Below are 22,959 nucleotides of genomic sequence, written 5' to 3'. Positions count from 1 at the left end.
GCTAGAGCCGGCCGGGACGTCACCTTCCGGCCGGCTCGGCTCGTCCTCCGGCGATCGGCGCGACGGCCCGCAGTTCGGCGGTCAGCCTGGTGGACAGCTCGATGGCGGATTCCGACGGCGGCGACGGTGTGGGCTCGAAGAATGTCACCTTTAGCCGCGGGCGTCGCGGGAAGCGGGCGATGTCCACGGTCCCGGAGACCGCCGCGCAGACGATCCGGGCCTGCGGCACGGCCTGGGCGAGGCGTCCGGTGCCGCTCCGGGCCCGCAGTTGCCTGCCCTTGGAGCGGGTGCCTTCCGGGAAGATGCCGAGACAGCCGCCCGCGTTGAGGCACTGGATCGCGGCGTCCAGCGCGTCCATGTCGGCCTGACCGCGCCGGACGGGGATCTGCCCCATCCCGTCGAGGACGCGGCGCAGCAGCGGATTCTTCCAGAGCGTTGATTTGGCGAGGGCCTGGATCTGGCGGCGCTTGCGGGCGGCCGCCGCGATGACCACGGGATCCCACGCACTGTCGTGGTTGGCGGGGACGATCGTCGCGCCGTGCGTGGGGAGGTTGTCCAGGCCGACCACCTCGAGGCGGCCCCACCAGCGAACCACGGGCCAGGCCGCGGCCATGACGGCTCGATAGACCGGCGCGATGCGGGGGGCGGTGCCGGGCACGGCGTCAGAACGACTGCGTTCCATGACTCACTCTCACTGTCCAAGCCAACGCGGTTCAGCGGCCGCACTGACCCTGTTTAACAGGTGAAGTGGCCCTCAGCAACGCGAAGAGCCGCGAAGGTGTGGAGCGGCGGTGGGGAGCGTGCGCCGCGATCGGCATCCCGCGGGGACGGTCAGCCCGCCAGAGCGGCGGGCCGGGACAGCGACCCGGTGAGTGCCTCGGCCGTCATCGGGCGGGCCAGATGGAAACCCTGGGCCAGGTCGCACCCGATGCCACGCAGTGCGGTGAGGGTGGCGGCATCCTCGATGCCCTCGGCGACCACGCTGAGCCCGAGGCTGTGGCCGAGCTCGACGGTCGAGGTGACCAGGGCCCGGCTGCTGTGGTCGCGGCACAGATCCCGTACGAAGGAACGGTCGATCTTCAGCTCGTCCAGCGGCAGCAGCCGCAGGTACGTCATCGAGGAGTAGCCGGTGCCGTAGTCGTCGACGGACGTCTTCACGCCCAGACCGCGGATGCGGTGCAGGGTCTCGATGGCGGTGTTCGGGTCGCTCATGATGCTGTGCTCGGTGACCTCGATGCACAGGTGGTCACCGGGAACGCCGGTCTGGCGCAGCAGTGCGGCGAGCCGGTCGGGGAAGCCGACATCCAGCAGCGACCGGGTGGAGATGTTCACGGCGACCGGGATCCGGTGACCGGCGTCGAGCCACGCGCGGGCCTGGGTCAGCGCCTGGATCAGGACCTGGTGGGTGAACTTGTGGATCAGCGTGGTGGCTTCCAGCACGGGTATGAACGCGCCCGGCGAGATCGGTCCCTTGACCGGGTGCCGCCACCGGGCGAGCGCCTCGACACCGGCCAGCGAGCCGGTGGCCAGGTCGGTCTTCGGCTGGTAGTGAAGGGTGATCTCGTCGCCGGTGTCCAGGGCCCGGCGCAGGTCGCCGAGCAGGCCGAGGCGGGCACCGCTGTCGTCGGTGGCTCCGGCTGTGAACCGGCGGAAGCCGAGACGCTGCTGTTTCGCCACGTTCATGGCCGTGTCGGCGTGCCGCAGCACGGCCGGGGCGTCCTCGCCGGGTGCGGCGGTGGCCACACCGATGCTGACCTCGAGGTCGACGGTGAAGTCGTCGATGACGAACGGCGCGTCGAAGGCGTCGGTCAGGCGGGCGGCGATGTCCTCGCCGATGGCCGGGTCGGTGTCGCGCAGCAGGACCGCGAACTCGTCGCCGCCGAGCCGGGCGACGAAGTCGTGCTCGCGTACCGAGGCCCGCAGGCGCTGGGCGACGTAGGTGAGCAGCCGGTCCCCGATCCGGTGGCCGAGCTGTTCGTTGACGTCACGGAAGCCGTCCAGGTTGACCACCAGCACGGTCGCCCGGCCCAGCCGCTGCCGGTCCGGCCGGCGGCGGTGGCTGGCATCCTCGGCCAGCGCGAGTTTCGTACGGCCGGTGAACGCGGTGCGGTTCGGCAGACCGGTCAGCACGTCGGTGGCGGCCAGTACCTCGACCTGACGGCGATGCGCCCGTGTGGAGAGGCCGAACAGCACGAGCACGGCCAGGCTGACCGCGAAGGTCAGCGCGCTGCCCCACAACAGTCGTGCGGACTCCCGCCGGCCGGCCGCCTGCTTGTCGGCGTGGTCGCCCAGGTGATGCTGTTGTTCGGCCAGGACAGTGCTCATGATCGCGCCGGTCGCCGGCTCGATCATGTCCTCCAGAACCTCCTCGGCGCCCGCCATGTCGTGCTGGTCCAGCAGCCGCAGGTAGTCGGTGATCCGTGGCCGCAGGCCCTGGTGGGCACGGACGAGCCCGGTGGTGAGCGACCGGTTCTCGACGTCCACGTCGGCCATGTGCTCCATGGCCCGCTGCGCCTGCGCATGCACGGCAGGCAGCTGCCGGCGCTCCTCGCCGTCCGGTTCCCGCAGCGACGCCTGTAACAGCGCCATCTCCCAGGTGACCAGATAGGCGGCCTGCTGGTAGGCGTCGGTGTTCGCGCTGTCGGCCGCGAGCTCGGACACGATCGCGGCCTGGCGCCAGCTGCCGAACACCGCATAGCCGGACAGCCCTGCCAGCACGACGGCGAGCAGGCCGACCAGCCATCGCGAAGCCACGCGCGCTGACGCCATCATCACCTTTCGGCCGCCGGGCCCGGACACCCTGGTCCAGGTCTCGTCCCCATCGGCACGGCGCGGGCCTCCATTACCCCGCGATGGGTTGCACGACGGGAGCGAAGGTCAATACTCTTCCGGGGAGTAGTCAACAAATTGACTACCCTAAGGAGGTACGAATGCACGCGTTTCGCCGGGCGGTAGAGGCCCGTGACAGCGCCGCCATCGAGGCTCTGCTCGCCGACGACGTGGTGTTCACCAGCCCCGTCGCCTTCAAGCCGTACCCCGGCAAGGCCATCACCGCGGCGATCCTGCGCGGCGCCCTGCGGGTCTTCGAGGACTTCCGATACGTACGCGAGATCGACGGCGGCCGCGACCACGCACTGGTGTTCGAGGCCACCGTCGGCGGCAAGGCCGTCAACGGCTGCGACTTCCTGCACATCGACGAGAACGGTTTGATCGACGGCATCATGGTGATGGTGCGCCCGCTGTCCGGTGCCAACGCCCTGGCCGAGGCGATGGGTGCCCAGTTCGAGCAGATCCAGCGCGAGGCCGTCGCCGCGTCGTCCTAGCCACGGACCGGGTGGGCCGGTGGTCCCCGGCCGCGGTCCAGGCAGGTCGCCTCCGCCGCGGCTCAGGGAAGCAGGCTGTCCCGGCCGCGGCTCAGGTGAACAGCAGGACCAGTGCGACGACCGTGGCGAAGACGACGATGGTCCAGCGCAGGACATCGCCCGGCAACCGCCGGGCGATGCGGGCGCCCAGATAGCCACCGACGACGGTGGCCGGGGCCAGGACCGCGACAACGGCCCAGTTCACCGGGCCGAAGACGCTGTAGATCAGCACCGTGGTGATGCCGACGACGGCACTGAAGACGTTCTTCAGTGCACTGATGCGGCGCAGCGGCTCGTCCAGCACGAGCGCCAGGATCGCGATCAGCAGCACGCCCATCGCCGCGTTGAAGTAGCCGCCGTACACCCCGCAGCCGAAGACCGCCACCTGCAGCAACACGGTCTGCCGGCGGGGGCCGGTGTCGCCCGGGTGCCCGGCCAGCGCCCGCAGCCGGTCCTGCAGCGCCATCATGAGAGCCGCGGCCAGCAGCAGGAACGGCACCACCAGATCGAACACCTCCCGCGGCGTGACCAGCAGGATCGCACTGCCGCACAGCGTGCCGGCGACGATCGTGGGCAGGATGACGAGGACCCGCCGGCCCTGAGCGGAAAGCTCCGGCCGGGATGCGGCGGCGCTCGCGGCGTAACCCGGCGCGACCGCCAGCGCGTTGCTCACATTGGCCGCCACGCCGGGCAGGCCGAGCCCGACAAGCAACGGGAAGACGATCAACGACCCGCCGCCGGCGATCGCGTTCACGGCGCCCGCCATCACGCCGCCGGCGACCAGGGCCAGCACTTCCCACGACGTCACTGCACAACTCCTGTCGTCGCCGGATCGAACCGGCCGCACTCACGTGGCGCCATCTGAGCGTGGGCCATGAGTGGACCCGGGAGACCGTAGTCTCCGCCGATGACCATCAGTCGATGAACCCTCCTGGTGATCATGGTGGTGGTCGGCCCGCTGCTGTGGGGGCCGGCGTGAACCCAGCTGATCCCGAGATGTACGTAGACGAGGACAGACCGGCGCCTCGAGATCGCTGCGGGGCACACCCGCAAGGATCCAACTACCACAGCGCCGCACTGACCGTCGCCGGTGTGTTCGCCTGGTTGAATCTGCTGCTTCTCACCGTCTTCCTGCCGACACGCCGGCAGCTGTACGCGGGCAGGACGGGCACGCTCGTCCGCGCGGTGATCGTGGCGATTCTCATCACCGGCCCGGCGTGGTTCGAATACCGGGCCAGGACGATCATGCCGTCAGCAAGTTGACCAGCCCGAGATCGTGGTGTCCGAGAATGGCCGGGTGGATGTCGTCCGACTGCTGACCGAGGCCGCCGATCTCGTCCCGGCCACCGCTGTGACCGAGGCGGGCGGGACCGTCGCCGACGCGCGTGAGTACCTCGAGTACAACGAATGGGAGGTCGCTCTCGACGTTCTCGCCGACCTGGACGAGGGGTGGCAGCCAACGCCTCAGTGGTGGGATCTGCTCATCGAGGCCGCCGATCTGATGTGGCTGACCGGCACCGCGACCTGGTGTCGCTGGGCACGCTGGGAGAGCATCCACGGAGTCATCCGGGCGGAGCTGTGGCTGCTCCCGCCCTCGGAGGGCGGCCGGACGGCCGCTGTCCCGGGCAACGGCGTGCTGCGTCCCCTGTGGGATGTCGGGCAGCGCACCGCGGCGGGGCATCCTGACCTGCGGGTGGCGCGCATGTGGGTGGAGTACGTGCCGGAACTCGCTCCGGGCGCCTCGAGCACGATTCGTCTGGCGCCCCTGGTGCCGTCCGGCTGGCGTGGTGTTCAGCCGGGGCAGCCGATCACCATGCACGAGGGCGTGCCGGTGGTGGGAACCGGCACCGTCATCGAGGTGAGGACCCCGGTCTGAACTGCAGCCGCTCGGATGGGTGGGCTCACCCCGCGGTGCGGCGGTCCCACCCATCCGGGTCCGGTCAGCTGGCCGGCTGCGGGTCCGGCCTCAGCTCGGCGTGGCGGACGGTGACATCGCCCCGGGTGACCGGGCCGAACGGGGCCAGGACCATGCAGGTGCCGACCTTCGACTCGACCCACTCGCCGTTCTCGTCCTGGGTGGCGCTCGTTGACCAGGTGTATCCGAGCCGGTCGCCGCGCCCGCCCCGGCCGCCGTCCTGCACGCTGAAGCCCACCCGGGTGCCGACCATGTGCTTGGCCAGCTCGTCGGCCCGGGTGACGATCGCGGTCACGCCCGCGAACCCGGGGCTGGTGATCATGCAGTCGACGGCGGCCTCGAACGTCACGGTGAGGTTCGCGTCGGGGACGTAGTGGGAGACCCGCACGGTCCCGGTGGCGTCCATCGGGTTCCCCTGAGGACGGCCGGGGAACGGGCGGGTGAACGGCGCGGCCTGCGCGTCGAACGTGAATTTCCGGATGTCCTGGTCGGGTGAGAACGGCAGGGTGAACTCGGCCGAGCCGGTCACCCGGGCGACCCGGTCACCGGCGGTCGCCGGAGTGGTCGCGGCCCCGACCGTCAGGATCGCGGCTGCCGCAACGGCCCATCGTGCGGTGTTCCTCATCGTCGTCCTCCCGTCAGCGCCACCGCGGTGGTGGCGGCTACGGGAACCAGACTCGCCGGAGTCCGGCGGAAAATGATCCCTTGTGCGGGGGAACCGGCTCCCCCGTGCGAGGGGGATCGGCGCGGGCCGGTCGGCGGCCGACCGAATAGGATCGGGCGCGGCCGGAGGTCGCCCGGAATTGTCACTCACAAATTATCGATGCGACTTCAATGCGAATCGCGCGCTCTCACGTTCCGGTACCGTCGAATGAAATCGGGGACGGCGGAACCTCGCTCATTGTTGTTCCCTCGGACGGGTGTCGTGCGGTCGGCGGCGCGCTACGGCCCGTGCGGTGTTTTGGGGTGATTTGGCATGCTGGGCAGGGTGCGGCCATCGGGACCATAACCTTGGTGGAGTTCATTTGTCACCCGTCGCCTCACCCATTTAGATGACCTGGTTCAGCATCGAGGTTGACCACTTCATCAGATCGATGCCGGTACGGAATTCACGCCTTGGCCGTGCATAGCCCGCTCACTAGAGTGAAATTCCCTCCACCCCGGGACATTGCCGCATCACCAAGACTCAAGGATGCTCATGCCCGACACTGCTTATCTGCTCGCTGTTTCAGCGGCGCTGATTGCGGTCGCCCTCACCGTCTGGGCGGCCTGGCACTTCGGCGCCCGGTCCGGCGAGACGAGGGCCACGGTCGGTGAGCCGCAAGCCATGCTCGCCGAGGCCCACTCGGAGCTCGCCGCGGCCCGCTCCGAGGTCGCCGAGCTCACCGAGCGGCTCCAGCAGGCGCAGGCCCGCACCGAGCCCGACCCGGACGCGCACGCCGGCGGCCGGCACGTCGAGATCTTCGTCAACCTCTCGCGGCGGCTGCAGTCGCTGGTGCACCGGGAGATCCAGCTGCTGGACGGGCTGGAGAACGAGGTCGAGGACCCCGACCTGTTGAAGGGCCTGTTCCAGGTCGACCACCTGGCGACCCGGATCCGGCGGCACGCCGAGAACCTGGCCGTGCTGGGCGGGTCGGTGTCGCGCCGCCAGTGGAGCCGGCCGGTCGCGCTGACCGAGGTGCTGCGTTCGGCGATCGCCGAGGTCGAGCACTACTCGCGGGTCAAACTCGTGCCGCCCATCGAAGGCACACTGCCCGGGCATGCCGTCGCCAGCGTGATCCACCTGATCGCCGAACTGATCGAGAACGCGACGATGTTCGCGCCGCCGCACACCCAGGTGCTGCTCCGCGTACAGCAGGTCACCTCCGGGGTGGCTATCGAGGTCGAGGACCGCGGGCTCGGCATGCAGCGGGCCGACCTGGACCGGGTCAACCAGTTGCTTGTCGACTCCGGGAGCACCGACCTCGACGAGCTGTTGCGGGACGGGCGGATCGGGCTCTACGTGGTCTCGGTGATCGCCCGGCAGCACGGGATCGTCGTACAGCTGCAGCCGAACATCTACGGCGGCATCCAAGCCGTGATCATCCTGCCGCGGCTGCTGATCGGCTCCGGGACCGAGGCCGAACCCGAGGCGTCCCCGCCGCAGAGCCCGGCCGCGTCGCCGGAACGGCCGCAGCTCCAGAAACGCATCCCGCATCAGCACCGGTTCACGTTGCCGGAGCCGCCGCTGACCGTGGCGGAGGACACGGCCGAGATCCTCCCGCCCGCGGTCCGGCCCGCCGCCGCCCCGGCGCCGGCCACAGCGGTCCGGGCTCCGTCCCCCCGCCCGGCACCGGCCCACGCCCTGCCCGGGCGGACCACAGCCCTGCCCGTCGCCGGGCAGCGGCCGGCCCCCACACCGTCGCGGCCCCCACTCCCGCGTCGTCGCAGCCAGACACACATGGCCCCGCAGCTGCAGCTCGGCCCGCCGCGCGCGGCCACGGAACCGGCCCCCGAGCACGATCCGGGCCTGATGGCGTCGTTCATGAACGGCGTCTCGAAAGGCGAGGCGGGCACGCCCGGCCCCGGAAGTCATGGCTGATCCGCCCCGTCCCCAGGAAGGCCCGGCTCACATGTCACGCAACGAACTCGCCCGTACGTCTCAGGATCTCGTCTGGTTGTTGTCCGGCCTGATCGATCGCGTCCCAGGCACCACCAGTGCGCTGTTGCTGTCGTCCGACGGACTGCGCAAGGCCGCCCATGGCCTCGACGACGACGGCGCCGATCATCTGGCCGCGGTCGCGTCCGGCCTGTTCTCGCTGGCCCGGAGCGCCGGCACCAGGTTCGGCGCCAGCGACGGGGTACGGCAGGTGGTGGCCGAGCTCGACGAGGCCCTGCTGTTCGTCTCGGCGGCCGGTTCCGGGGCGGTGCTCGCCGTCATCGCCGGGAAGACCGCCGACCCCGGGGTGCTCGGCTACGAGATGGCACAGATGGTCAAGAGCGTGCGGCCGTACCTGTCGACGCCGGCCCGGCACGAGACTGAGTTCCTGAGCGTGCACGGAAGGTGAACGTGCTCGGTACCGACAACGACCACTGGTTCGACGACGCCGCGGGCCGGCTCATCCGGCCGTACACGGTGAGCAACGGCCGGACCGAACCGACTCTCCGGATGGAGCTGCTGTCGATGGTGATCGCCACCGGCCGCCGCCCGCCCGGCCAGCTCGGACCGGAGCATGCCCAGGCGCTCGGGCTCTGCGGCACCGTCACCACGGTCGCCGAGGTCGCAGCGAGACTGAGGCTTCCCGCGGTGGTCACCAAGATCCTGCTCTCCGACCTCGTGGACTGGGGCGTGGTGGACACCCGCTCACCCAACCCGATGGCGGATTCCTCGAACCCGGCGGTACTGGAGACCATCCTCAATGCACTTCAACGACGGCTCTGACGGGTTCCCATCCGCGCTCAAACTCCTGATCGCGGGGGGTTTCGGCGTCGGGAAGACGACATTCGTAGGTGCGGTGAGCGAGATCGAGCCGCTGCACACCGAGGAACTGCTCACCACGGCAAGCGTCGGCACGGACCGGCTGACCGGCGTCGAACGCAAGTCGACGACCACGGTCGCGATGGACTTCGGCCGGATCACGATCAGTGGCAAACACGTGCTCTACCTGTTCGGAACGCCGGGACAGGAGCGCTTCTGGTTCATGTGGGACGAGTTGTCCAACGGCGCGATGGGCGCCGTGGTGCTGGCCGACACCCGCCGCCTGGAGGACTGCTTCCCCGCCGTCGACTTCTTCGAGTCGCGGGGCATCGGCTTCCTGATCGCGGTCAACGAGTTCGACAGCACCTGCCGTTACCAGGTGGACGACCTGCGCGACGCTCTCGACCTGAAGCCGGACATCCCGATAGTCCTCTGCGACGCGCGTGATCAGCGATCCGCCACCGGCGTGCTCATCAACCTGATGCGACACCTCCTCTCGAGCACCATGACGACCGGAACGGAGCCCCGGAATGATCTACGACCTGTCCGGACACCATCGACTCACCCCGGTCGACACGGAGGTGCCTGACCGCCTGCGCCGGTTGCGTGAACTCGGCCTGGGTGACGGCCCGGATCCGCGACTCGACGAGTTCGCGCGCCGTATCGGGGAGATCACGAAGGCGCCGCTGGCGATGGTCAACTTCATCCACGAGGATCGCCAGTACCTCAGCGGGCTGTTCACCGGCGCCACCGTTCCGGGGGCGATCCGGCTCGGCATGGCCGGTCGTACGTTCTCCCGCGAACACGGTTACTGCCCGCACGTCGTCGTGCGGCGCAAGGCCCTGGTCCTCGACGACGTCTGCGACTATCCCCGGTTCGCCGGCAATCCGGTGGTGGACGAGATCGGCATCCGATCCTACCTCGGTGCTCCACTGATCGACCGGACCGGCGTCGCGCTCGGTACGGTCTGCGTGGTCGACATCGAGCCGCGCCCCTGGGGACGGCCGGGATTGGAGACCATCAAGAAGCTGGCCGCGGAGCTGGTCGCGCAGATCAACGCCCGCGAGGGAGGCTGACGTCATCACTCGCGGTGCGCGGGTGACCCCGTTGAGGAACCATGGCTTCCCCTGTAGGGTTCGGTCGGATCCTGACGAACTGACACCGATGGATGAAATCACCGCCCGCGTCCCGGCACCACCCGGGCGGTGAGTCTGCCGAGGGAGCCTCGCGCGACGGCATGCCTGCCGTGCGTACGGGCTGCACAGGGAGCTAGCCATGGACACCGAATCCCTCAGTCAGGGCGATGTTCTCGCCGCCGCGGCACAGGACCTGCCGGGGGCGTCATCGACGGCGCGGATGCTGACCTTCCTGCGGGAGTACGCCCAGAACTTCCTCAATTCGCGGTTGGTGGACGAACGCCGCTCCGTACCTCCCGCGATGGTCTCGGACTTCGCCGAGGCGGGACTGCTCGGACTGCAGGTGCCCCGCAGGTACGGCGGCCAGGCGCTGTCGCACACCGACGCCAAACAGGTGTACACGCAGCTCGGGGCGATCGACGCCAACCTCGCCATCTTCTGCGTGGTGCACAACACCCTGGGAGTACCGCCGATCGTGCGGTCGGCGACCGAGGAGGTCAAACGCGAGGTGTTGCCGCGCCTGGCCGCCGGCCGGGCACTGACCACCAGCGCGATCAGTGAACCGGGCATCGGTTCCCACATTCGCGGGATGGCCACCAGCGCGACCGTGGAGGCGGACGGCTCCTACACGATCAACGGCGCCAAGAAATGGATCTCGCTGGCCGGCGACGCCCGGTACGTGAACGTGTTCGCCCGGCTCCGTGACCGCAACGGCCGGAATCTGGGGGTCACCGGATTTCTCGTGGACAACCGCACCCCGGGGTTCGGGATCGGCCCGGAGATGCTGACGCTGGGCCTGCGCGCGGTCCCGCAGTACGACCTCACCTTCCATGACATGCGGGTGCCCGGGTCGGCTCTGCTCGGCGCCGAGGGGGAGGGCCTCGCCACGGCCAAGGCCGCATTCATGGGTGGTCGCGTGGTGCTCGCCGCCACCACGGTGGGAGCGGCCATGCGGTCGCTCGAGCTGGCACAGAGGTTCGCCCGGGGGCGCGAGGTCGCCACCGGAACACTTGCCGAGAACGGCCGGATCCGGGAGGTGCTCGCCGAGGCGGGGGCCGGGATCCTGGCGGTGGACACGATGCTCTCCCGCATCGCGGCGTGGCGGGACGACGGCGAGGAGGTGCCCGACGCCTGGTACTTCTGCGCGAAGATCCTCGGGTGCGAACTGGGCTGGAAAGCCATCGACACGGCTCTTCAGGTCCTGGCCGCCCGTGGTTTCCTCGACACCAACGCCGTCGGTCAGCACTTCCGCGACTACCGGCTGTTCAGAATCTTCGAAGGCTCCACCGAGGCGATCTCGGTGTACCTGGGCACCACCCTCGTCCGGAATCCGGGTGAGTTCACGAAACTGGTCGACCGGGTCGGCCCCGCCGAGCCGGTACTCGGACTGGTCGACCACGTCGAGCAGATCAGCGCCAACCGTCCCGGCGACGCCGCCGCCCAGCACATCCATGCGGCCGTCGTGGGCGAGCTCGCGTGCTGGGCACTCCTGGCGATGGTCACCAGCGAGGCCGCACACCGCTCGGCCATGCACGCCTACACCGCGTCCTGGACCGAGGACCAGCTACGGCAACGGCTCCGCAACGCGTTGCGCGGCCCGCACCGCGACCTGCCCACCGTTGCGGAGTTCGCGGATCACGTCGCCGGCTATGCCCGGATCATCGGCGATGTCGACCAGCGGCGCTGGCCCGCCGAGGACTGGCGCACCGATCCCCTGCTCAGGTGACGGCACCAGGCTGAGCCCGACGGCCGATGTCGCGGGCTGCCCGGCGGTACACCCGCCTCACCAGGGGTAACCCTCCGGACATGACCGACCTCGACGTGCCGCTCGCCCCCGACGCTCCGGCCGCGCCGCACAGTGCCAGCGGCGAACACGTCGTCACGTACGACCTGGGTGAGGTGGCACCCCCGGCCCACCCGGCCCGGCGCTGGGTGCCGCGCCGGGTCGTGGCCACCCCACCGGCGTACGACCATCCGCACGGCCGCCGGATCATGGCGCTGGTCGAGGAGCACGGCATCGAGGTGGAGCGCCTGCGCAGCGCACGGCTGACCGGCATCCGGGGCGAGAACGACCGGGAGACGTACGCCCGGGCGAAGAGCACCATGGCGATCGTGGTGAGTCCGCCCTCCCGCCGGCGGCTGCAGCCGATCGCACCGAGCGCGGACTGGCGGTTCGACCTCGCCGAGGGGTGCCCGGCACACTGCCAGTACTGCTACCTGGCCGGCTCGTTGTCCGGTCCGCCGGTGACCCGCGTCTACGCCGACCTCGACGAGATCCTCGACGGGCTGGCCGAGTACGCCGGGCGCGGCACCATCACCAGCCGCCGGGCGGCGAGGCAGCACGAGGGCACGACCTTCGAGGCCTCCTGCTACACGGACCCGCTGGCGCTCGAGCACCTGACCGGCAGCTGGCGGCGGGCGGTCGAACACTTCGGGGCGTGGGACGCGCCGGTTCAGCTGCGCTGGACGACCAAGTTCGACGACGTGGGCACCTTCGTCGGGCTCGCCCACCACGGCCGTACGCGAGTCCGGTTCAGCGTCAACTGCCTGCCGGTGACCACCCGCTTCGAAGGAGGCACGAGCCGCCTGCACGACCGGCTGGCCGCTCTGCGGCGGCTCGCGCTCGACGGATACCCGGTCGGCCTGACGATCGCCCCGATCATGCCGGTCGACGACTGGCGCGCGGCCTACGGCGAGCTGATCTCGGCCGTGGCCGCGGCCGTCGACGGCGTGCCCGCTCTCGACCTGACCGCCGAACTGATCACCCACCGGTTCACGCCGGGCAGCAAGGAGGTCCTGCTCGGCTGGTACCCGCGTACCCGCCTGGAGATGGACGAGGAGATCCGGTCCCGCAAACACGGCAAATTCGGGGCGGTGAAGTACGTCTACCCGGCCGCGGTGATGGCCGACCTGCGCTCCTTCTTCGAAACCGAGATAGCCCGGCAGCTTCCGGCCTGCCGCATCCTCTACTGGACGTGACGCGGTGCGGTGCGGAGGTCCGCCGGCGTTGACGGTGAAATTGGCCGGGCCGGCTTCCCCAGCCGATCTCAACCGGATACCCGTACACCCTGCCGGCCGGCTCCGGCGGCTCGGTGGTGCCTGGCGAGGGTTGCCGGAGGCCGGTGATGATGTAGGCCTCCCGCCGACGGCGAAGGCGCGGCCGCCGTTCGCCGGCGGCGGCCCTGCACCGCACCGAGAGGAACAACGATGAACAGCACCGCGGACCTGTACGACGAGTACGGCGAGCGTCTCCAGTCCTGCGACACCCAGCTACGCCAGTACGGCGGGGTCGCCACCTTCACCGGCGCCGCCGTCACGGTCTCCTGCTTCGAGGACAACGCGCTGCTCAAGTCGGTTCTCGGCGAATCCGGGGACGGCCGGGTGCTGGTCGTCGACGGCGGCGGCTCGGTGCACTGCGCACTGCTGGGCGACGTCATCGGCGGCTTGGCCGCCGGCAACGGCTGGGCCGGTGTGATCATCAACGGCGCGGTACGTGACGTGGCCGCCCTGCGCGACCTGCCGGTCGGTATCAAGGCGCTCGGCTCGAACCCGCGCAAGAGCACCAAGACCGGCGCGGGCGAACGCGACGTGGTCGTCGAGTTCGGCGGTTGCCGGTTCACTCCGGGCGCGCAGGTGGTCAGCGACGACGACGGCATCGTGGTCCTGCCCGCCGACGACCGAGGCTGATCGATCGGCCGGCCGGCGGCTGCGGTGCCTCAGCCGCCGGTCACACCGGCGGCCGGCCCGTGGTGGCGGATGGCGGCACCACGCCGGCGGGTCGAGGTCATTGCCCGGCGGGGACCAGAACGCCCTCGGTCAGCAATCGGCGTGCCAGCACCAGCCGGTCCGCGTCGTCGGCGAGCGGCAGGTCCCCGACCCGGTGCGGTACGCCGTCGAGGGCCAGCCGCAGAGCCGGCTCACAGTAGGCGGGGAAGCTCAGCGTCCGGCCGGTGAGCCGGAGTGTCACCTGCTCACCCTCGGGTGCGGTGAGGAGCCACCGCAGGCCGGGCCGTACGGCGACCGAGTCGGATGCGGTGAGCGCGTCGGCGAAGGTCAGCTGCGCGAGCGGGCTGAGCGGCGCGGGACGCGCGGCCGGCCAGGACCGGTTCCGCAGCCGGTCGGCGACCTGGTCCGGCTGCACCGTGGTCAGCCAGGAACGCAGTGCGTCGACCGTCTCGGTGAGCTCGGCGCCGACCGCGTCCGGGTCGCCGGGGTCGAAGCCGTACGGCAGGGTGGCCCGCAGCCGTGGGTCGGCCATCGCCATGGTGAGCAGCTCCTCGACGAGGGCGTACCGGGTCAGGCCCCGGATACCTACGGTCAGGTGCAGGGACCGGTCGCCCTGCGCCCGTGCCGAGTGCAGCCAGCCGCGCGGCAGGTACAGCGCGTCGCCGGGTTCCAGGACCACGTCGAAGGCGGGTTCGCCCTGTGCGGTGGCGGCCACCTCGTCGGCCCGGCCGCCCCACGCCTGCTTCTCCAGCGGGTCGGGCAGCACCGGAGGGTGCACGCACCAGCGCTTGGTGCCCTCGACCTGCAGGACGAACACGTCGTGGGTGTCGTAATGGGTGTTGAAGCCCTGACTTGACGGCGGGGTCAGGTATGCGTTCACCTGCAGCGGCCGGTTGAGCTCGGCCCCGAGGCGGCCGGCGAACTCGATGAGCGGTGGCCAGAGCCGATGCAGGCCCTGCAGCACCAGGGTGGCGCCGTCGGCGTAGAGCCGCATGACCTGCTCGTCGAGCACCTGATCGGTGATCTCCGCGCCGACACCGCCGCCCCCGGTGTAGCGGCTCTGCGGAAGCACCGCTCCCTGCTGGGCCACCCGCAGGAACGGGGTCCGCAGCCCGCGCCGGCTGATCAGCTCGTCGACCGCGGCCGAGGAGAGCAGATCGGTGAAGCCTCCCGGGCCGCCGAGATCGGCGGCCCGGGACAACAACGGTTCCCGACCCCAATGGCTGACGGCGAACTCGTCCGGGGCGGTCGCGACGGCCCGGGACAGAGCAGTGGCCGGCCGCATCCGGGTCGTGGTCATCCGTTCGTTCCTCAGTTGGCGCCGCCGTCGGCACCACCGTCGGCGCCGGCCGGGTCGGCACCGCCGTCGGCCGGACCCTCACCGGACGCGCCGCCGTCGGCGCCGCCGTCCACCGTGGCCGTGTCCGCGCCGCCGTCGGCCGGGCCCTCACCGGACGCGCCGCCGTCGGCGCCGCCGTCCTGACCGGCCGGGTCGGCGCCGCCGTCGGCCGGACCCTCGTCCGTGACGTTCGCCGGCTCGGAGTTGATGTCGTCGTTGCTGAGTGCCATGTGGATTCCCCCACCGCGCCGGGTACTTCCGTGGTTCGGAAGCCGTAGGCCTCGGTCGTACCCGGCCGCGGCGAGTTCATGCCGTCTCCGGCGTAAAGATCACCTAGCGGTTCGCCGCGGGGTTCGCCGTCGTGTCACTGCCAGGTCCGGGACGCCCAGTAGCTGCCGCTCCAGCTGCGCGCCGACCAGGACCGCGCCGACCAGGAACGGGCGTCCCAGCCGTCGCCGACCCATCCGGCGGAGCTCCAGGAACGGGCGGTCCAGGCGCTGCCGGACCAGCTTCGCGCGGTCCAGGTGGTGCTGCTCCAGGTTTTGGCCGCCCAGGAGGTACCGCTCCAGTCGGCTCCGGCCCAGACGGCGCCGTTCCAGGTTCCGCCGGTCCAGGCCCGGCCGCTCGCGGAGGCCACCGTCCAGGTCGCGGGTTTCCACGGCTGATTCATGATGTCGCGCTCACCGGTCAGTTCGACGCCCGAGTCGGGGTCGGCGACGTGCGCGGTACCACGGGCGCCCTCGAGGGTTCCGGTGCCCAGCGCCTTGGGGAAGGTCTGGGCGGCGGTGGCCGGAGTCGCCGCGGTGATCGCCGCGCTGACGTTGAGCTGGCCGGCGCCCTGCGCGATGGCGTCGACACCCTTCATCGGTACGGCCGTGCCCGTGAGCAGCTTCTTGACCTGGTCCGGCGTCAGCGTCGGGCGTTGCTGCAGCAGCAGCGCGGCAGCGCCCGACACCACGGCCGCCGCCTGGGACGTACCGCTGCCCTTGAAGTAGCGGCCGGTGGCGTCGGCGACCAGCCCGCCGGGGAAGTTGACGTCGACGAAGGAACCCCGGTCGCGCAGCGAGACGATCGAACGGCCCGGCGCGACCAGGTCGGCGTGGCGGGTGGCGTTGCCCTTGGTGCTGAACGCGCCGATGGTGTCGTCGGTGCGGGCGACAGTTCCCGCGGTGTCGGAACCACCGACGGCGATGACGTACGGGTTGAGCGCGGGGTTGCCGACCCGTGTCGCGGCAGCGCCGTCGTTGCCGACCGACGCGACCACCACGATGCCGGCCCGCCAGGCGGCCTCCACCGCGTACGACAGCGGGTCGTACCGGGGGTCCTGGAGCGAGTCGGTGCCGAACGACAGGTTGATCACCCGGATGTTGACGCCGGGGTCGTTGCGGTGGGCGACGGCCCAGTCGATCGCGGCGATGACCTGGGACACGTCAACCGCGCCGTCCGCCGAGGCCACCCGGAGGTTGACCAGGTGGGCGCCGGGAGCCACGCCGACGAAGTATCTGGGGTCGTTCTCGTTGCCGGTCGCGACCTCCGGGTCACGTCCGGCGATGATGCCGGCCATGTGCGTACCGTGCCCGAAGGTGTCCTGATTGCGCAGGTTCAGTGCCTGGGACTCGAAGGAAAGATCCGGTCCGTTGACCACCTTGCCGGGCTGCCCCAGGCCCTTGACCGGGGCGACACCGGAGTCGATCAGTGCCACGCCGACACCCTGGCCGGTCAGCGGCCGTCCCGACGCGTCCTTGCGCGCCCACACCGCCGGTGCCCCGATGGTGGTGTTGACGTCCCGCAGCGTGGTCAGAGCCTGGTCGACGAGCCACTGCCCGGTCACCCTCGTGGCGGACGGGGACGTCACCGTCGTCGCGGCCTGTGCGGGAGCGGCGAACACCGTCCCGGCGACCGCACCCGTCGACGCGACCAGCGCCGCCGACAACGCTGCCGCGGGCAACCTCCTGGCGAGGACCGTGCGTCGTGTGGCTCTCGTGCTCATCCGCTCTCCTTCAGTCGCCACCACCGGGCGGTGGTGTCGTGCGGCCCGGGTAAGCCGGCCTGTCCGGGCGTGGCCTGGTCGTCGGCGGGCGAGCGGGTGACCTAAGAACTTCCGGAGATTCTTCCCGGCCGGGAGCGGCGTACCGGCTCCCGGGCCGCGGTTGATCGGGGACCGTCAGACGCCGGCCGCCGAGAGCGACAGCAGCAGGCCGGCCACCCGGTCCGGCCCGTCACGGAGGACGTTGTGGCTGACCGGCCACTCCTCGTAGCGCCACGCCGGGTCGTCCCGCACCTTCGCCATCGACGCCGGCGCCTGCAGGCCGCCGGGGGTGTCCATCGCGGCCACGAAGACCTTCTCCGGCACCTGCCGCCAGGCGCCGGTCAGACGTACCCGCTGAATCAGAGTGGCCAGCGGATGCGAGCGGGCCCGGCTGTCGAAGAAGGGCAGCGGCTCGACCGTCAGGCCGTCGGCGCCGGCACCCTCGATCAGCGGGTCGCGGATCGACGGGGGAGCAAGCGACCAGCTCGAGTCGCCGTCGCCGGGAACGTCGGCGTCGAGCATCACCAGGGCCTGCACGAGATGGGGCAGGCGATCCGCCACCGCGGTGACGACCATGCCGCCGTAGCTGTGGCCGACCAGCACCACCGGCTCGGTCACCAGCGCGGCCACCTGGTCGATGTGCGTGCCGAGAGTGACGGGACGGTGTTCCGGGGTCTCCCCGAGACCGGCGAGGGTCACGGCACGGCCCAGATGCCCTTCGGCGGACAGGGCCTCGACGACCGGGTCGTACCACCATCCGCCGTGCCAGGCGCCCGGGACCAGGACGAAATCAGTCATGGCCAGGCCGGTTCCCGGACCGCGTACGACGGAAACGAGCGGGGCGGCGGATCGGTCCCTCGTGCCCGGTGTCAGCCTCTGCTGGTGACCGTCCGCCGGCACGGCGGCCGGGTGGACGCGAGGTAGGACACGGCCGCCACCAGCAGCCCGACGCCCCACAGCGTGTATCCGCCCATCTCCAGCAGCAGCGGAAGGAAAGGGCCGCCGAACTCGCCGCGGATCCAGGCGGTCATCCCGGCGATGCCGAAGTACGCGGTCAGGCTCGCCCCGACGAACAGCCCGGGGCCGAGCACCAGCCACCGCGGCACCGCGCGGCCACGCAGCGGTCCCGACCAGGACGGCCAGATCCGGCCCCAGCGGTGCACCAGCGCCAGCGGCAGCAGTGTGCCGGCCAGGCTCATCAGCACCAGGAACACCACCATCGCGGTCCATGAGAGGCCGCTCGCCAGAGCCTCGGCGGACGGCCATCGCCCGGCGATCGTGTCGCTGAGCCAGACACTCATCCGGGCCGCGTACCCGGTGACGGCCAGATAGGCGCCGCCGAAGGCCCACCCCGGCGCCGGCTCGGCCCGGCTCTCCGGTGATCTGCCGTGGACCCGCCCGCAGGATGCGCAGGTGTGCACGGCGAGCCGTCGCTCATCCGCGGCGATGACCAGGCAGAGGACCCCGCCGACGGCCCCGGCGCCGGTCGCCAGCAGACTTGTCACGCTGCCGGGCTGCGGACCCTCGAACAGCAGGGACACCACGATCACCGGGAACAGGAACGAGTACACGCACAGAGCGGCACCCGCACCGGCGTTGAACCCGGCGAGCAGCCAGTGGCCGATGTCGCCCACCTCGCGGCCCGCGGCGGCCGCGCCGAGGAGACACCCGGCCGCCGCGAGGACGCCGAGGATCACGGGAACCCAGCCGCCCGCGAAGTAGGACTCCCGGCCGTTGAGGAAACGGGGCGCGCCGCCGAGCGCCCACCACGTGTGGACCGCGAGGTAGGCCAGCTGCCACGCCGCCGCGGCGAACCGCAGCCGTCCATCGACCTTCATGACTCGATCACCATGGTCGCAGTCTTCGTACCCCGCCTTGGATCGGGCTGAGGGGCACTCAGCGGGCGCTCAGCTGCCGCGGCAGGCAACCGTACGTAAGGCGCGGGTAAATGGGTCGCGCATTGTGCGACTCTGCGGCAGAGTGATCTCAACGCCGGTAAACCGGCCTGGAAATCGCCTCACTGAATGCGTTGACGAAACAGCAGGATTCGGCAAAGATGATTCAGGTAAGCCGCAACAGGAACCTCGAAGGGAGTTGAACCGTCATGTCGTGGAACTCGGGCCGCGTCATCGCCCAATCGTGGGCGACATGGTGTGGATGTGCCACGCACGTCGTGACGGTGACACTGCATTCCCGGGTTTATGAGACGTATCGTGACCTGGAGCGGTGGAGCGGCTAGCGCAGCAAGACATGCGCTTCGCCGCCCACTCCGTCAGCCGGGGAACGGGCGGCTTTTTCGTACCCGGCCAATTCTTACGGGTGTAGCTCAACGGTATAGAGCACCGGTCTCCAAAACCGAAGGTTGCAGGTTCGAATCCTGCCGCCCGTGCGTGCCCTGAATGCGTTCAGTGGAATTGTTATCTCTCAATTGAACAGTGGATGGCATGAATTCGGCAGCCCATTTCCGGGGCTGCCGGTATTGAACCGGACCGGGGAGGCGGCGACCCGCCTGCTCCGCCGAGGAGGAGGCCTCGGGGTCCGGACAGATGGGCTTGTGGCGCAGCAGGTAGCGCGCCGGTGCGGCATACCGGAGGTCGACGGTTCGAGTCCGTCCAGGTCCACGTGTCAGGCAGTGCCTGACGACACGCCCGTGAGGCTGAGGTAGGCAGACCACCGGACTCTCGATCCGGAAGACCGGGTTCAACCCCCGGACGGGCGACGGCGTCATCATGCGGTCCTGGTGAACTCGGCGGACACGCCGGTCTTCCACACCGGAGAAGCGGGTTCGATGCCCGCGGGCCGCTCGGCGCTGATGGGGGTTCGGCCAGCGGCAGGCCACCGAGCTTTGGCCTCGGTTACGCGGGTTCGAATCCTGCACCCCCAGCACATGCCAGCGCAGCACGACAGGTGGTGCAGCCGTCTCGTAAGCGGCAGGAGGGCGTTCGAGTCCGGCCGGTCACCCTTTCATGCGGGCGCGCCGACGTTGGAGAGTCGGGCCTGGCTGTAAACCAGGTGCATCGCTCAGGGGGTTCGAATCCCTCCGCCCGCACGGTCGGTTTGCGGTCCCCGCCGAGCCGTTCGAGGATGCGGGAGCCGGCCGGGGCGCAGCGTGCTCCTTGATGTAGTGCTTTCGGAGGTCTCCCATCGCCACTCCCATCGGCCCACCCGGCTTGATCATCGCGTGGTGGTGCGTTGGCGGCGATGGCCGTCGTTCACCTCGTCCGGGGCATCGTTAGTTCGCCGTACTGATGCCAGTTTGTGGAGCAGCTCTGCTGCGGTGAAGGGCTTCTCGATGAATGCGATGTCGTCGTCGATGACGTGCGTTGTGCCGAGAAGTCCGTTGCTGTAGCCGGACATGTAGAGAACGGGCAACAGCGGGTCACGGTGATGGAGAAGATCGGCAAGTTGGGGGCCGGACATCTCGGGCATGATGACGTCGGTGAGGAGGATGTCGCAGCCGTGCTCGTCATAAAGGCTGAGCGCTTCGTGGCCGTTGGCGGCGGTGACCGGATGGTATCCGCCGTTGGTGAGGATGCGAGTGACGACGCGGGCGAGGGCGGGTTCATCCTCGACGACCAGCACCGTTTGGCTGTCGCCGGGTGCCGGTGCCTTCCGGCCGATGACGGCGGCCGTGCCGGTGGCGGCCGTGACCAAGGGTAGGTAGATCCGGAAGGTGGTGCCGATGCCGGTCTCGGAGTAGACGTTGATGCTGCCTCCGGCTTCGGTCACGATGCCGTACACGGTGGCCAGGCCCAGGCCGGTTCCTTTGCCTTGAGGCTTGGTGGTGTAGAACGGCTCGAAGATGTGTGCGGCGGTTTCAGCAGACATGCCATGACCGGTGTCGCTGACCAGCAGCCGGGCGTAGGTGCCGGCGGGCAGCGGTGGCTGCATGTTGACCTCGTTCCCGTCGAGCGTGGCGGTGTTGGCCTCCAATACCAGGGTGCCCCCGTCGGGCATGGCGTCGCGGGCATTGATCGCCAGATTGAGTAGCACCTGATGGAGTTGTCCCGGGTCGGCATGCACGGTCAGCGGCTCCGGCGCAGGTCGAGCGACCAGAGTGATGTGCTCGCCGATGGTGCGTTGCAGCATCGCGTGAATCTCGGTGAGGGAGCTGTTCAGATCGATGTCCTGCGGCTGTATGGCGTCCCCGCGGGTGAAGGTCAGTAGCTGCCGGGTGAGGTTGCTGGCTCGTTCCACGGCGGTGCGCGCCTGTGTCAGGTCGGCTTGTACCTGTGGCTTGTCTGCGGTTTCTTCAATGGCGAAGTCGGTGTAGTTGGCGATGATGGCCAGGACGTTGTTGAAGTCGTGGGCGACGCCGCCGGCCAGCTTGCCGAGACTTTCCATGCGCTGCGCCTGATTGGTGCGCTGTTCGATCGCTCGCTGGCGTTCGGCGGCTTCCTTGGCTGTGGTGATGTCGCGGGCGATCGCGGAGATCCCGATGACGGTGCCTGTGCCGTCCATGATCGGCGTGAGTGTCAACGCCAGGTCGACAGGGCTGCCGTCCTTGCGCAGCCGTCGAGCTTCATACGACATGCTCTCGCCGTGCCGAACACGGGACAACACATCTTCTTGTTGCTCCGCACCTTCTTGGCCAGCCAGTAGGCTGGCGGGCTGACCGAGCGTCTCCGCGCCGGTGTAGCCGAACATCTTCTCGGCACCGTGGTTCCAGGCCGTGATGAGGCCCTCCGGTGTGAGGCCGACGATCGCGTCATCGCTGTGCTCGACCACGGTCGCCAGCGTCGCGCGTTGGGCTTCGGCTAGATCCCGGGCTGCGCGTTCACGGGCGGCGGCCTCGTCCAGGCGGTGCTGCTCCCAGGGGTCGACGTAGATGGCGGCCTGGCTCAGAAGCACTCCGTATCCACGGCGAAGGCTCCAGTAGTAGACGCCTGCGAAGGCAGTGAGTACATCCCACAGCGCGGCGGTCCATGACCATCCGAGCGCTGCGCCTGCTGGATGATGGTGAACTGCGGAAGCTTGGAGAATGGTCTGATACGCCGTTACCGCATGCAAGGCGTGCCCGAACGTACAGCTGAAGAAGATCAAGGCGGTTGCCGTACCGAGCTTGTTGGTGCGTACCTGACCGGCGCGGACGAGGCCGCTCACGATGGCCAGGGTGATCGACCCGTAGGCGGCGGTGATCACCAAGTTTGCCAGCAGGAAAATCTGAGCCGGATCCGGCATGTTTCTCACTTCGGAAGCATCCCGAGGGATCTGAGGGCAAACTCGTCGAATCACGCTGGCTTGGCAGACGAGGTGTGGATGCGCCTGGCCTACTTCGGCGCCGGGTCAAAGCTGACGGGACGAGTCTGACCAGACGGTTCACGGGACACCATGCATCCGGCGCATGCGTCAAGGGCATGCGAGCTGAGAGTTCATGTCCGTTTCCGGAGTGGGGCCGGGGCCGCTGCCCCGGCATAAATGAAGGCCCTGACCATCAGGAACGCCAGTCGGGGCCTTCTTGCCGCGTTTAGTCTAAAGGGCCCGTCATTCCCGAAACCCGCACGGCCAGCGTGACGCTCAGGTCTAGTGCGGCTGCCCGGGGCGGGGCGGGCACCGGGATGGCCGACTACGCGGCTCGGGCATGCCCATGAGTGCTGGAGTTGAGGTCGGCCGGTTTTCGGTCGCCGCCGAGCCCTTCGAGGATGCCGGAGCTGTCTGGAGCCACAGCGGGCTCCTCGATTCGTCGACGATCAGGCCGGGGACTGAGCAAGTGACGGGTGACCAGCCCTTCAGCAGCCGGGCATTTCCCGGTCGCTTCGGCTTGGGCTCGTTTGACCGGGCGGCTATGGGAGCTTCGCGACGGTCAGCAGGACAACGGCGTCCGTGAGCGCGGTCAGGTGTGCCGTGCGTCGGGCACGATGAGCAGGTCGCCGGAGTTACCATCTCAGGAGCTTTCCTGGGTGGCCAGGCGGATTTGCCCGGACAGGACGTGGACGTGGACGGTGGCTTCGCCGGGTCCTCGTGTTCGTCGAGGGTTCGACTGCCGCGTAGGGCG

General features: G+C 69.8%; 21 protein-coding genes and 6 tRNA genes. 17 read left to right on the top strand and 10 right to left on the bottom strand.

Going from position 1 to position 22,959, the window contains the following annotated elements; translation table 11 throughout:
• Positions 1-19: 19 nt before the first annotated feature.
• Both AB0G04_RS26835 and AB0G04_RS26830 read right to left on the bottom strand, forming a co-directional pair.
• Positions 20-682 (bottom strand): lysophospholipid acyltransferase family protein, encoded by a 663-nt coding sequence (locus tag AB0G04_RS26835; protein ID WP_360987894.1) that lies wholly within the window; start codon positions 680-682, stop codon positions 20-22.
• Positions 683-831: 149 nt separating this feature from the next.
• A complete protein-coding gene (locus tag AB0G04_RS26830; protein WP_360987892.1) occupies positions 832-2,754 on the bottom strand; it encodes a bifunctional diguanylate cyclase/phosphodiesterase in 1,923 nt (640 codons plus the stop codon).
• Between the two features lie 176 nt (positions 2,755-2,930).
• On the opposite strand from AB0G04_RS26830, the gene AB0G04_RS26825 reads away from it, so the two are divergent.
• Entirely contained in the window at positions 2,931-3,323 is a 393-nt protein-coding gene (locus AB0G04_RS26825; protein ID WP_360987890.1) for a nuclear transport factor 2 family protein, read from the top strand.
• Between the two features lie 91 nt (positions 3,324-3,414).
• Here the strand turns inward: AB0G04_RS26825 and AB0G04_RS26820 are convergent, their stop codons facing one another.
• Positions 3,415-4,170, bottom strand: coding sequence for a sulfite exporter TauE/SafE family protein (locus AB0G04_RS26820; RefSeq protein WP_360987888.1), 756 nt, complete (start codon positions 4,168-4,170; stop codon positions 3,415-3,417).
• Positions 4,171-4,454: 284 nt separating this feature from the next.
• Here AB0G04_RS26820 and AB0G04_RS26815 point away from each other — a divergent pair, with 284 nt between their 5' ends.
• The gene (locus tag AB0G04_RS26815; protein ID WP_360987886.1) at positions 4,455-4,625 is read left to right on the top strand and encodes a hypothetical protein; all 171 of its coding nucleotides are present in this window, start codon (positions 4,455-4,457) and stop codon (positions 4,623-4,625) included.
• 34 nt (positions 4,626-4,659) lie between these two features.
• A complete protein-coding gene (locus tag AB0G04_RS26810) occupies positions 4,660-5,238 on the top strand; it encodes a hypothetical protein (RefSeq protein WP_360987884.1) in 579 nt (192 codons plus the stop codon).
• Positions 5,239-5,302: 64 nt separating this feature from the next.
• On the opposite strand, the gene AB0G04_RS26805 is transcribed toward AB0G04_RS26810, so the two are convergent.
• Positions 5,303-5,902 carry a hypothetical protein gene (locus tag AB0G04_RS26805; RefSeq protein WP_360987882.1) on the bottom strand — a complete coding sequence of 200 codons (600 nt, stop codon included), beginning with the start codon at positions 5,900-5,902 and terminating at the stop codon, positions 5,303-5,305.
• 573 nt (positions 5,903-6,475) lie between these two features.
• Between AB0G04_RS26805 and AB0G04_RS26800 the strand changes: the two genes are divergently transcribed.
• From AB0G04_RS26800 to rraA, 8 genes are all read left to right on the top strand, one after another.
• A complete protein-coding gene (locus AB0G04_RS26800) occupies positions 6,476-7,858 on the top strand; it encodes an ATP-binding protein (protein WP_360987880.1) in 1,383 nt (460 codons plus the stop codon).
• 31 nt (positions 7,859-7,889) lie between these two features.
• Entirely contained in the window at positions 7,890-8,324 is a 435-nt protein-coding gene (locus AB0G04_RS26795; protein WP_360987879.1) for a roadblock/LC7 domain-containing protein, read from the top strand.
• A gap of 2 nt (positions 8,325-8,326) precedes the next feature.
• Entirely contained in the window at positions 8,327-8,698 is a 372-nt protein-coding gene (locus tag AB0G04_RS26790; protein ID WP_360987877.1) for a DUF742 domain-containing protein, read from the top strand.
• Positions 8,676-9,323, top strand: coding sequence for an ATP/GTP-binding protein (locus tag AB0G04_RS26785; RefSeq protein WP_360987875.1), 648 nt, complete (start codon positions 8,676-8,678; stop codon positions 9,321-9,323). Before AB0G04_RS26790 ends, AB0G04_RS26785 begins: the two co-directional genes overlap by 23 nt.
• On the top strand, positions 9,316-9,810 hold the full coding sequence (locus tag AB0G04_RS26780) for a GAF domain-containing protein (protein ID WP_360987873.1): 495 nt from the start codon (positions 9,316-9,318) through the stop codon (positions 9,808-9,810). The genes AB0G04_RS26785 and AB0G04_RS26780 overlap by 8 nt, the downstream gene beginning before the upstream one ends.
• Before the next feature lie 199 nt (positions 9,811-10,009).
• Positions 10,010-11,596, top strand: coding sequence for an acyl-CoA dehydrogenase family protein (locus AB0G04_RS26775; protein WP_360987871.1), 1,587 nt, complete (start codon positions 10,010-10,012; stop codon positions 11,594-11,596).
• Between the two features lie 80 nt (positions 11,597-11,676).
• Positions 11,677-12,849: a spore photoproduct lyase family protein gene (locus AB0G04_RS26770; RefSeq protein ID WP_360987869.1), complete on the top strand. Its 1,173-nt coding sequence runs from the start codon at positions 11,677-11,679 to the stop codon at positions 12,847-12,849.
• A 228-nt stretch (positions 12,850-13,077) separates the two neighbouring features.
• Positions 13,078-13,557, top strand: coding sequence for a ribonuclease E activity regulator RraA (gene rraA / locus AB0G04_RS26765; protein ID WP_360987867.1), 480 nt, complete (start codon positions 13,078-13,080; stop codon positions 13,555-13,557).
• Positions 13,558-13,654: 97 nt separating this feature from the next.
• Here rraA and AB0G04_RS26760 read toward each other — a convergent pair whose 3' ends face one another.
• The 5 genes from AB0G04_RS26760 to AB0G04_RS26740 all read right to left on the bottom strand — a co-directional run bounded on the left by AB0G04_RS26760 (position 13,655) and on the right by AB0G04_RS26740 (position 18,802).
• The gene (locus AB0G04_RS26760) at positions 13,655-14,896 is read right to left on the bottom strand and encodes a cupin domain-containing protein (protein ID WP_360987865.1); all 1,242 of its coding nucleotides are present in this window, start codon (positions 14,894-14,896) and stop codon (positions 13,655-13,657) included.
• 11 nt (positions 14,897-14,907) lie between these two features.
• On the bottom strand, positions 14,908-15,165 hold the full coding sequence (locus AB0G04_RS26755; RefSeq protein ID WP_360987863.1) for a BatC protein: 258 nt from the start codon (positions 15,163-15,165) through the stop codon (positions 14,908-14,910).
• 134 nt (positions 15,166-15,299) lie between these two features.
• A complete protein-coding gene (locus tag AB0G04_RS26750) occupies positions 15,300-16,925 on the bottom strand; it encodes a S8 family serine peptidase (RefSeq protein ID WP_360987861.1) in 1,626 nt (541 codons plus the stop codon).
• A 174-nt stretch (positions 16,926-17,099) separates the two neighbouring features.
• Positions 17,100-17,762 (bottom strand): alpha/beta hydrolase family protein, encoded by a 663-nt coding sequence (locus AB0G04_RS26745; protein WP_360987859.1) that lies wholly within the window; start codon positions 17,760-17,762, stop codon positions 17,100-17,102.
• A gap of 71 nt (positions 17,763-17,833) precedes the next feature.
• The gene (locus AB0G04_RS26740) at positions 17,834-18,802 is read right to left on the bottom strand and encodes a hypothetical protein (protein ID WP_360987857.1); all 969 of its coding nucleotides are present in this window, start codon (positions 18,800-18,802) and stop codon (positions 17,834-17,836) included.
• Between the two features lie 477 nt (positions 18,803-19,279).
• On the opposite strand from AB0G04_RS26740, the gene AB0G04_RS26735 reads away from it, so the two are divergent.
• The 6 genes from AB0G04_RS26735 (at position 19,280) to AB0G04_RS26710 (ending at position 20,013) form a co-directional block, all read left to right on the top strand.
• Positions 19,280-19,353, top strand: a tRNA-Trp gene (locus AB0G04_RS26735).
• Between the two features lie 159 nt (positions 19,354-19,512).
• Positions 19,513-19,585 (top strand) — tRNA-Ala (locus tag AB0G04_RS26730).
• Between the two features lie 24 nt (positions 19,586-19,609).
• Positions 19,610-19,683: transfer RNA gene (locus AB0G04_RS26725), tRNA-Glu, on the top strand.
• A gap of 12 nt (positions 19,684-19,695) precedes the next feature.
• Positions 19,696-19,768 (top strand) — tRNA-Gly (locus AB0G04_RS26720).
• Between the two features lie 9 nt (positions 19,769-19,777).
• A tRNA-Gln gene (locus AB0G04_RS26715) sits at positions 19,778-19,848 on the top strand.
• 84 nt (positions 19,849-19,932) lie between these two features.
• Positions 19,933-20,013: transfer RNA gene (locus AB0G04_RS26710), tRNA-Tyr, on the top strand.
• 125 nt (positions 20,014-20,138) lie between these two features.
• On the opposite strand, the gene AB0G04_RS26705 is transcribed toward AB0G04_RS26710, so the two are convergent.
• Positions 20,139-22,145 (bottom strand): PAS domain S-box protein, encoded by a 2,007-nt coding sequence (locus AB0G04_RS26705; protein ID WP_360988065.1) that lies wholly within the window; start codon positions 22,143-22,145, stop codon positions 20,139-20,141.
• Positions 22,146-22,959: the final 814 nt, after the last annotated feature.

The sequence above is a fragment of the Actinoplanes sp. NPDC023801 genome (assembly GCF_040639655.1).
GTDB lineage: Bacteria > Actinomycetota > Actinomycetes > Mycobacteriales > Micromonosporaceae > Actinoplanes.
The sequence above is the reverse complement of the archived record's forward strand: the minus strand, read 5'-3'. Positions and strand labels throughout refer to the sequence as shown.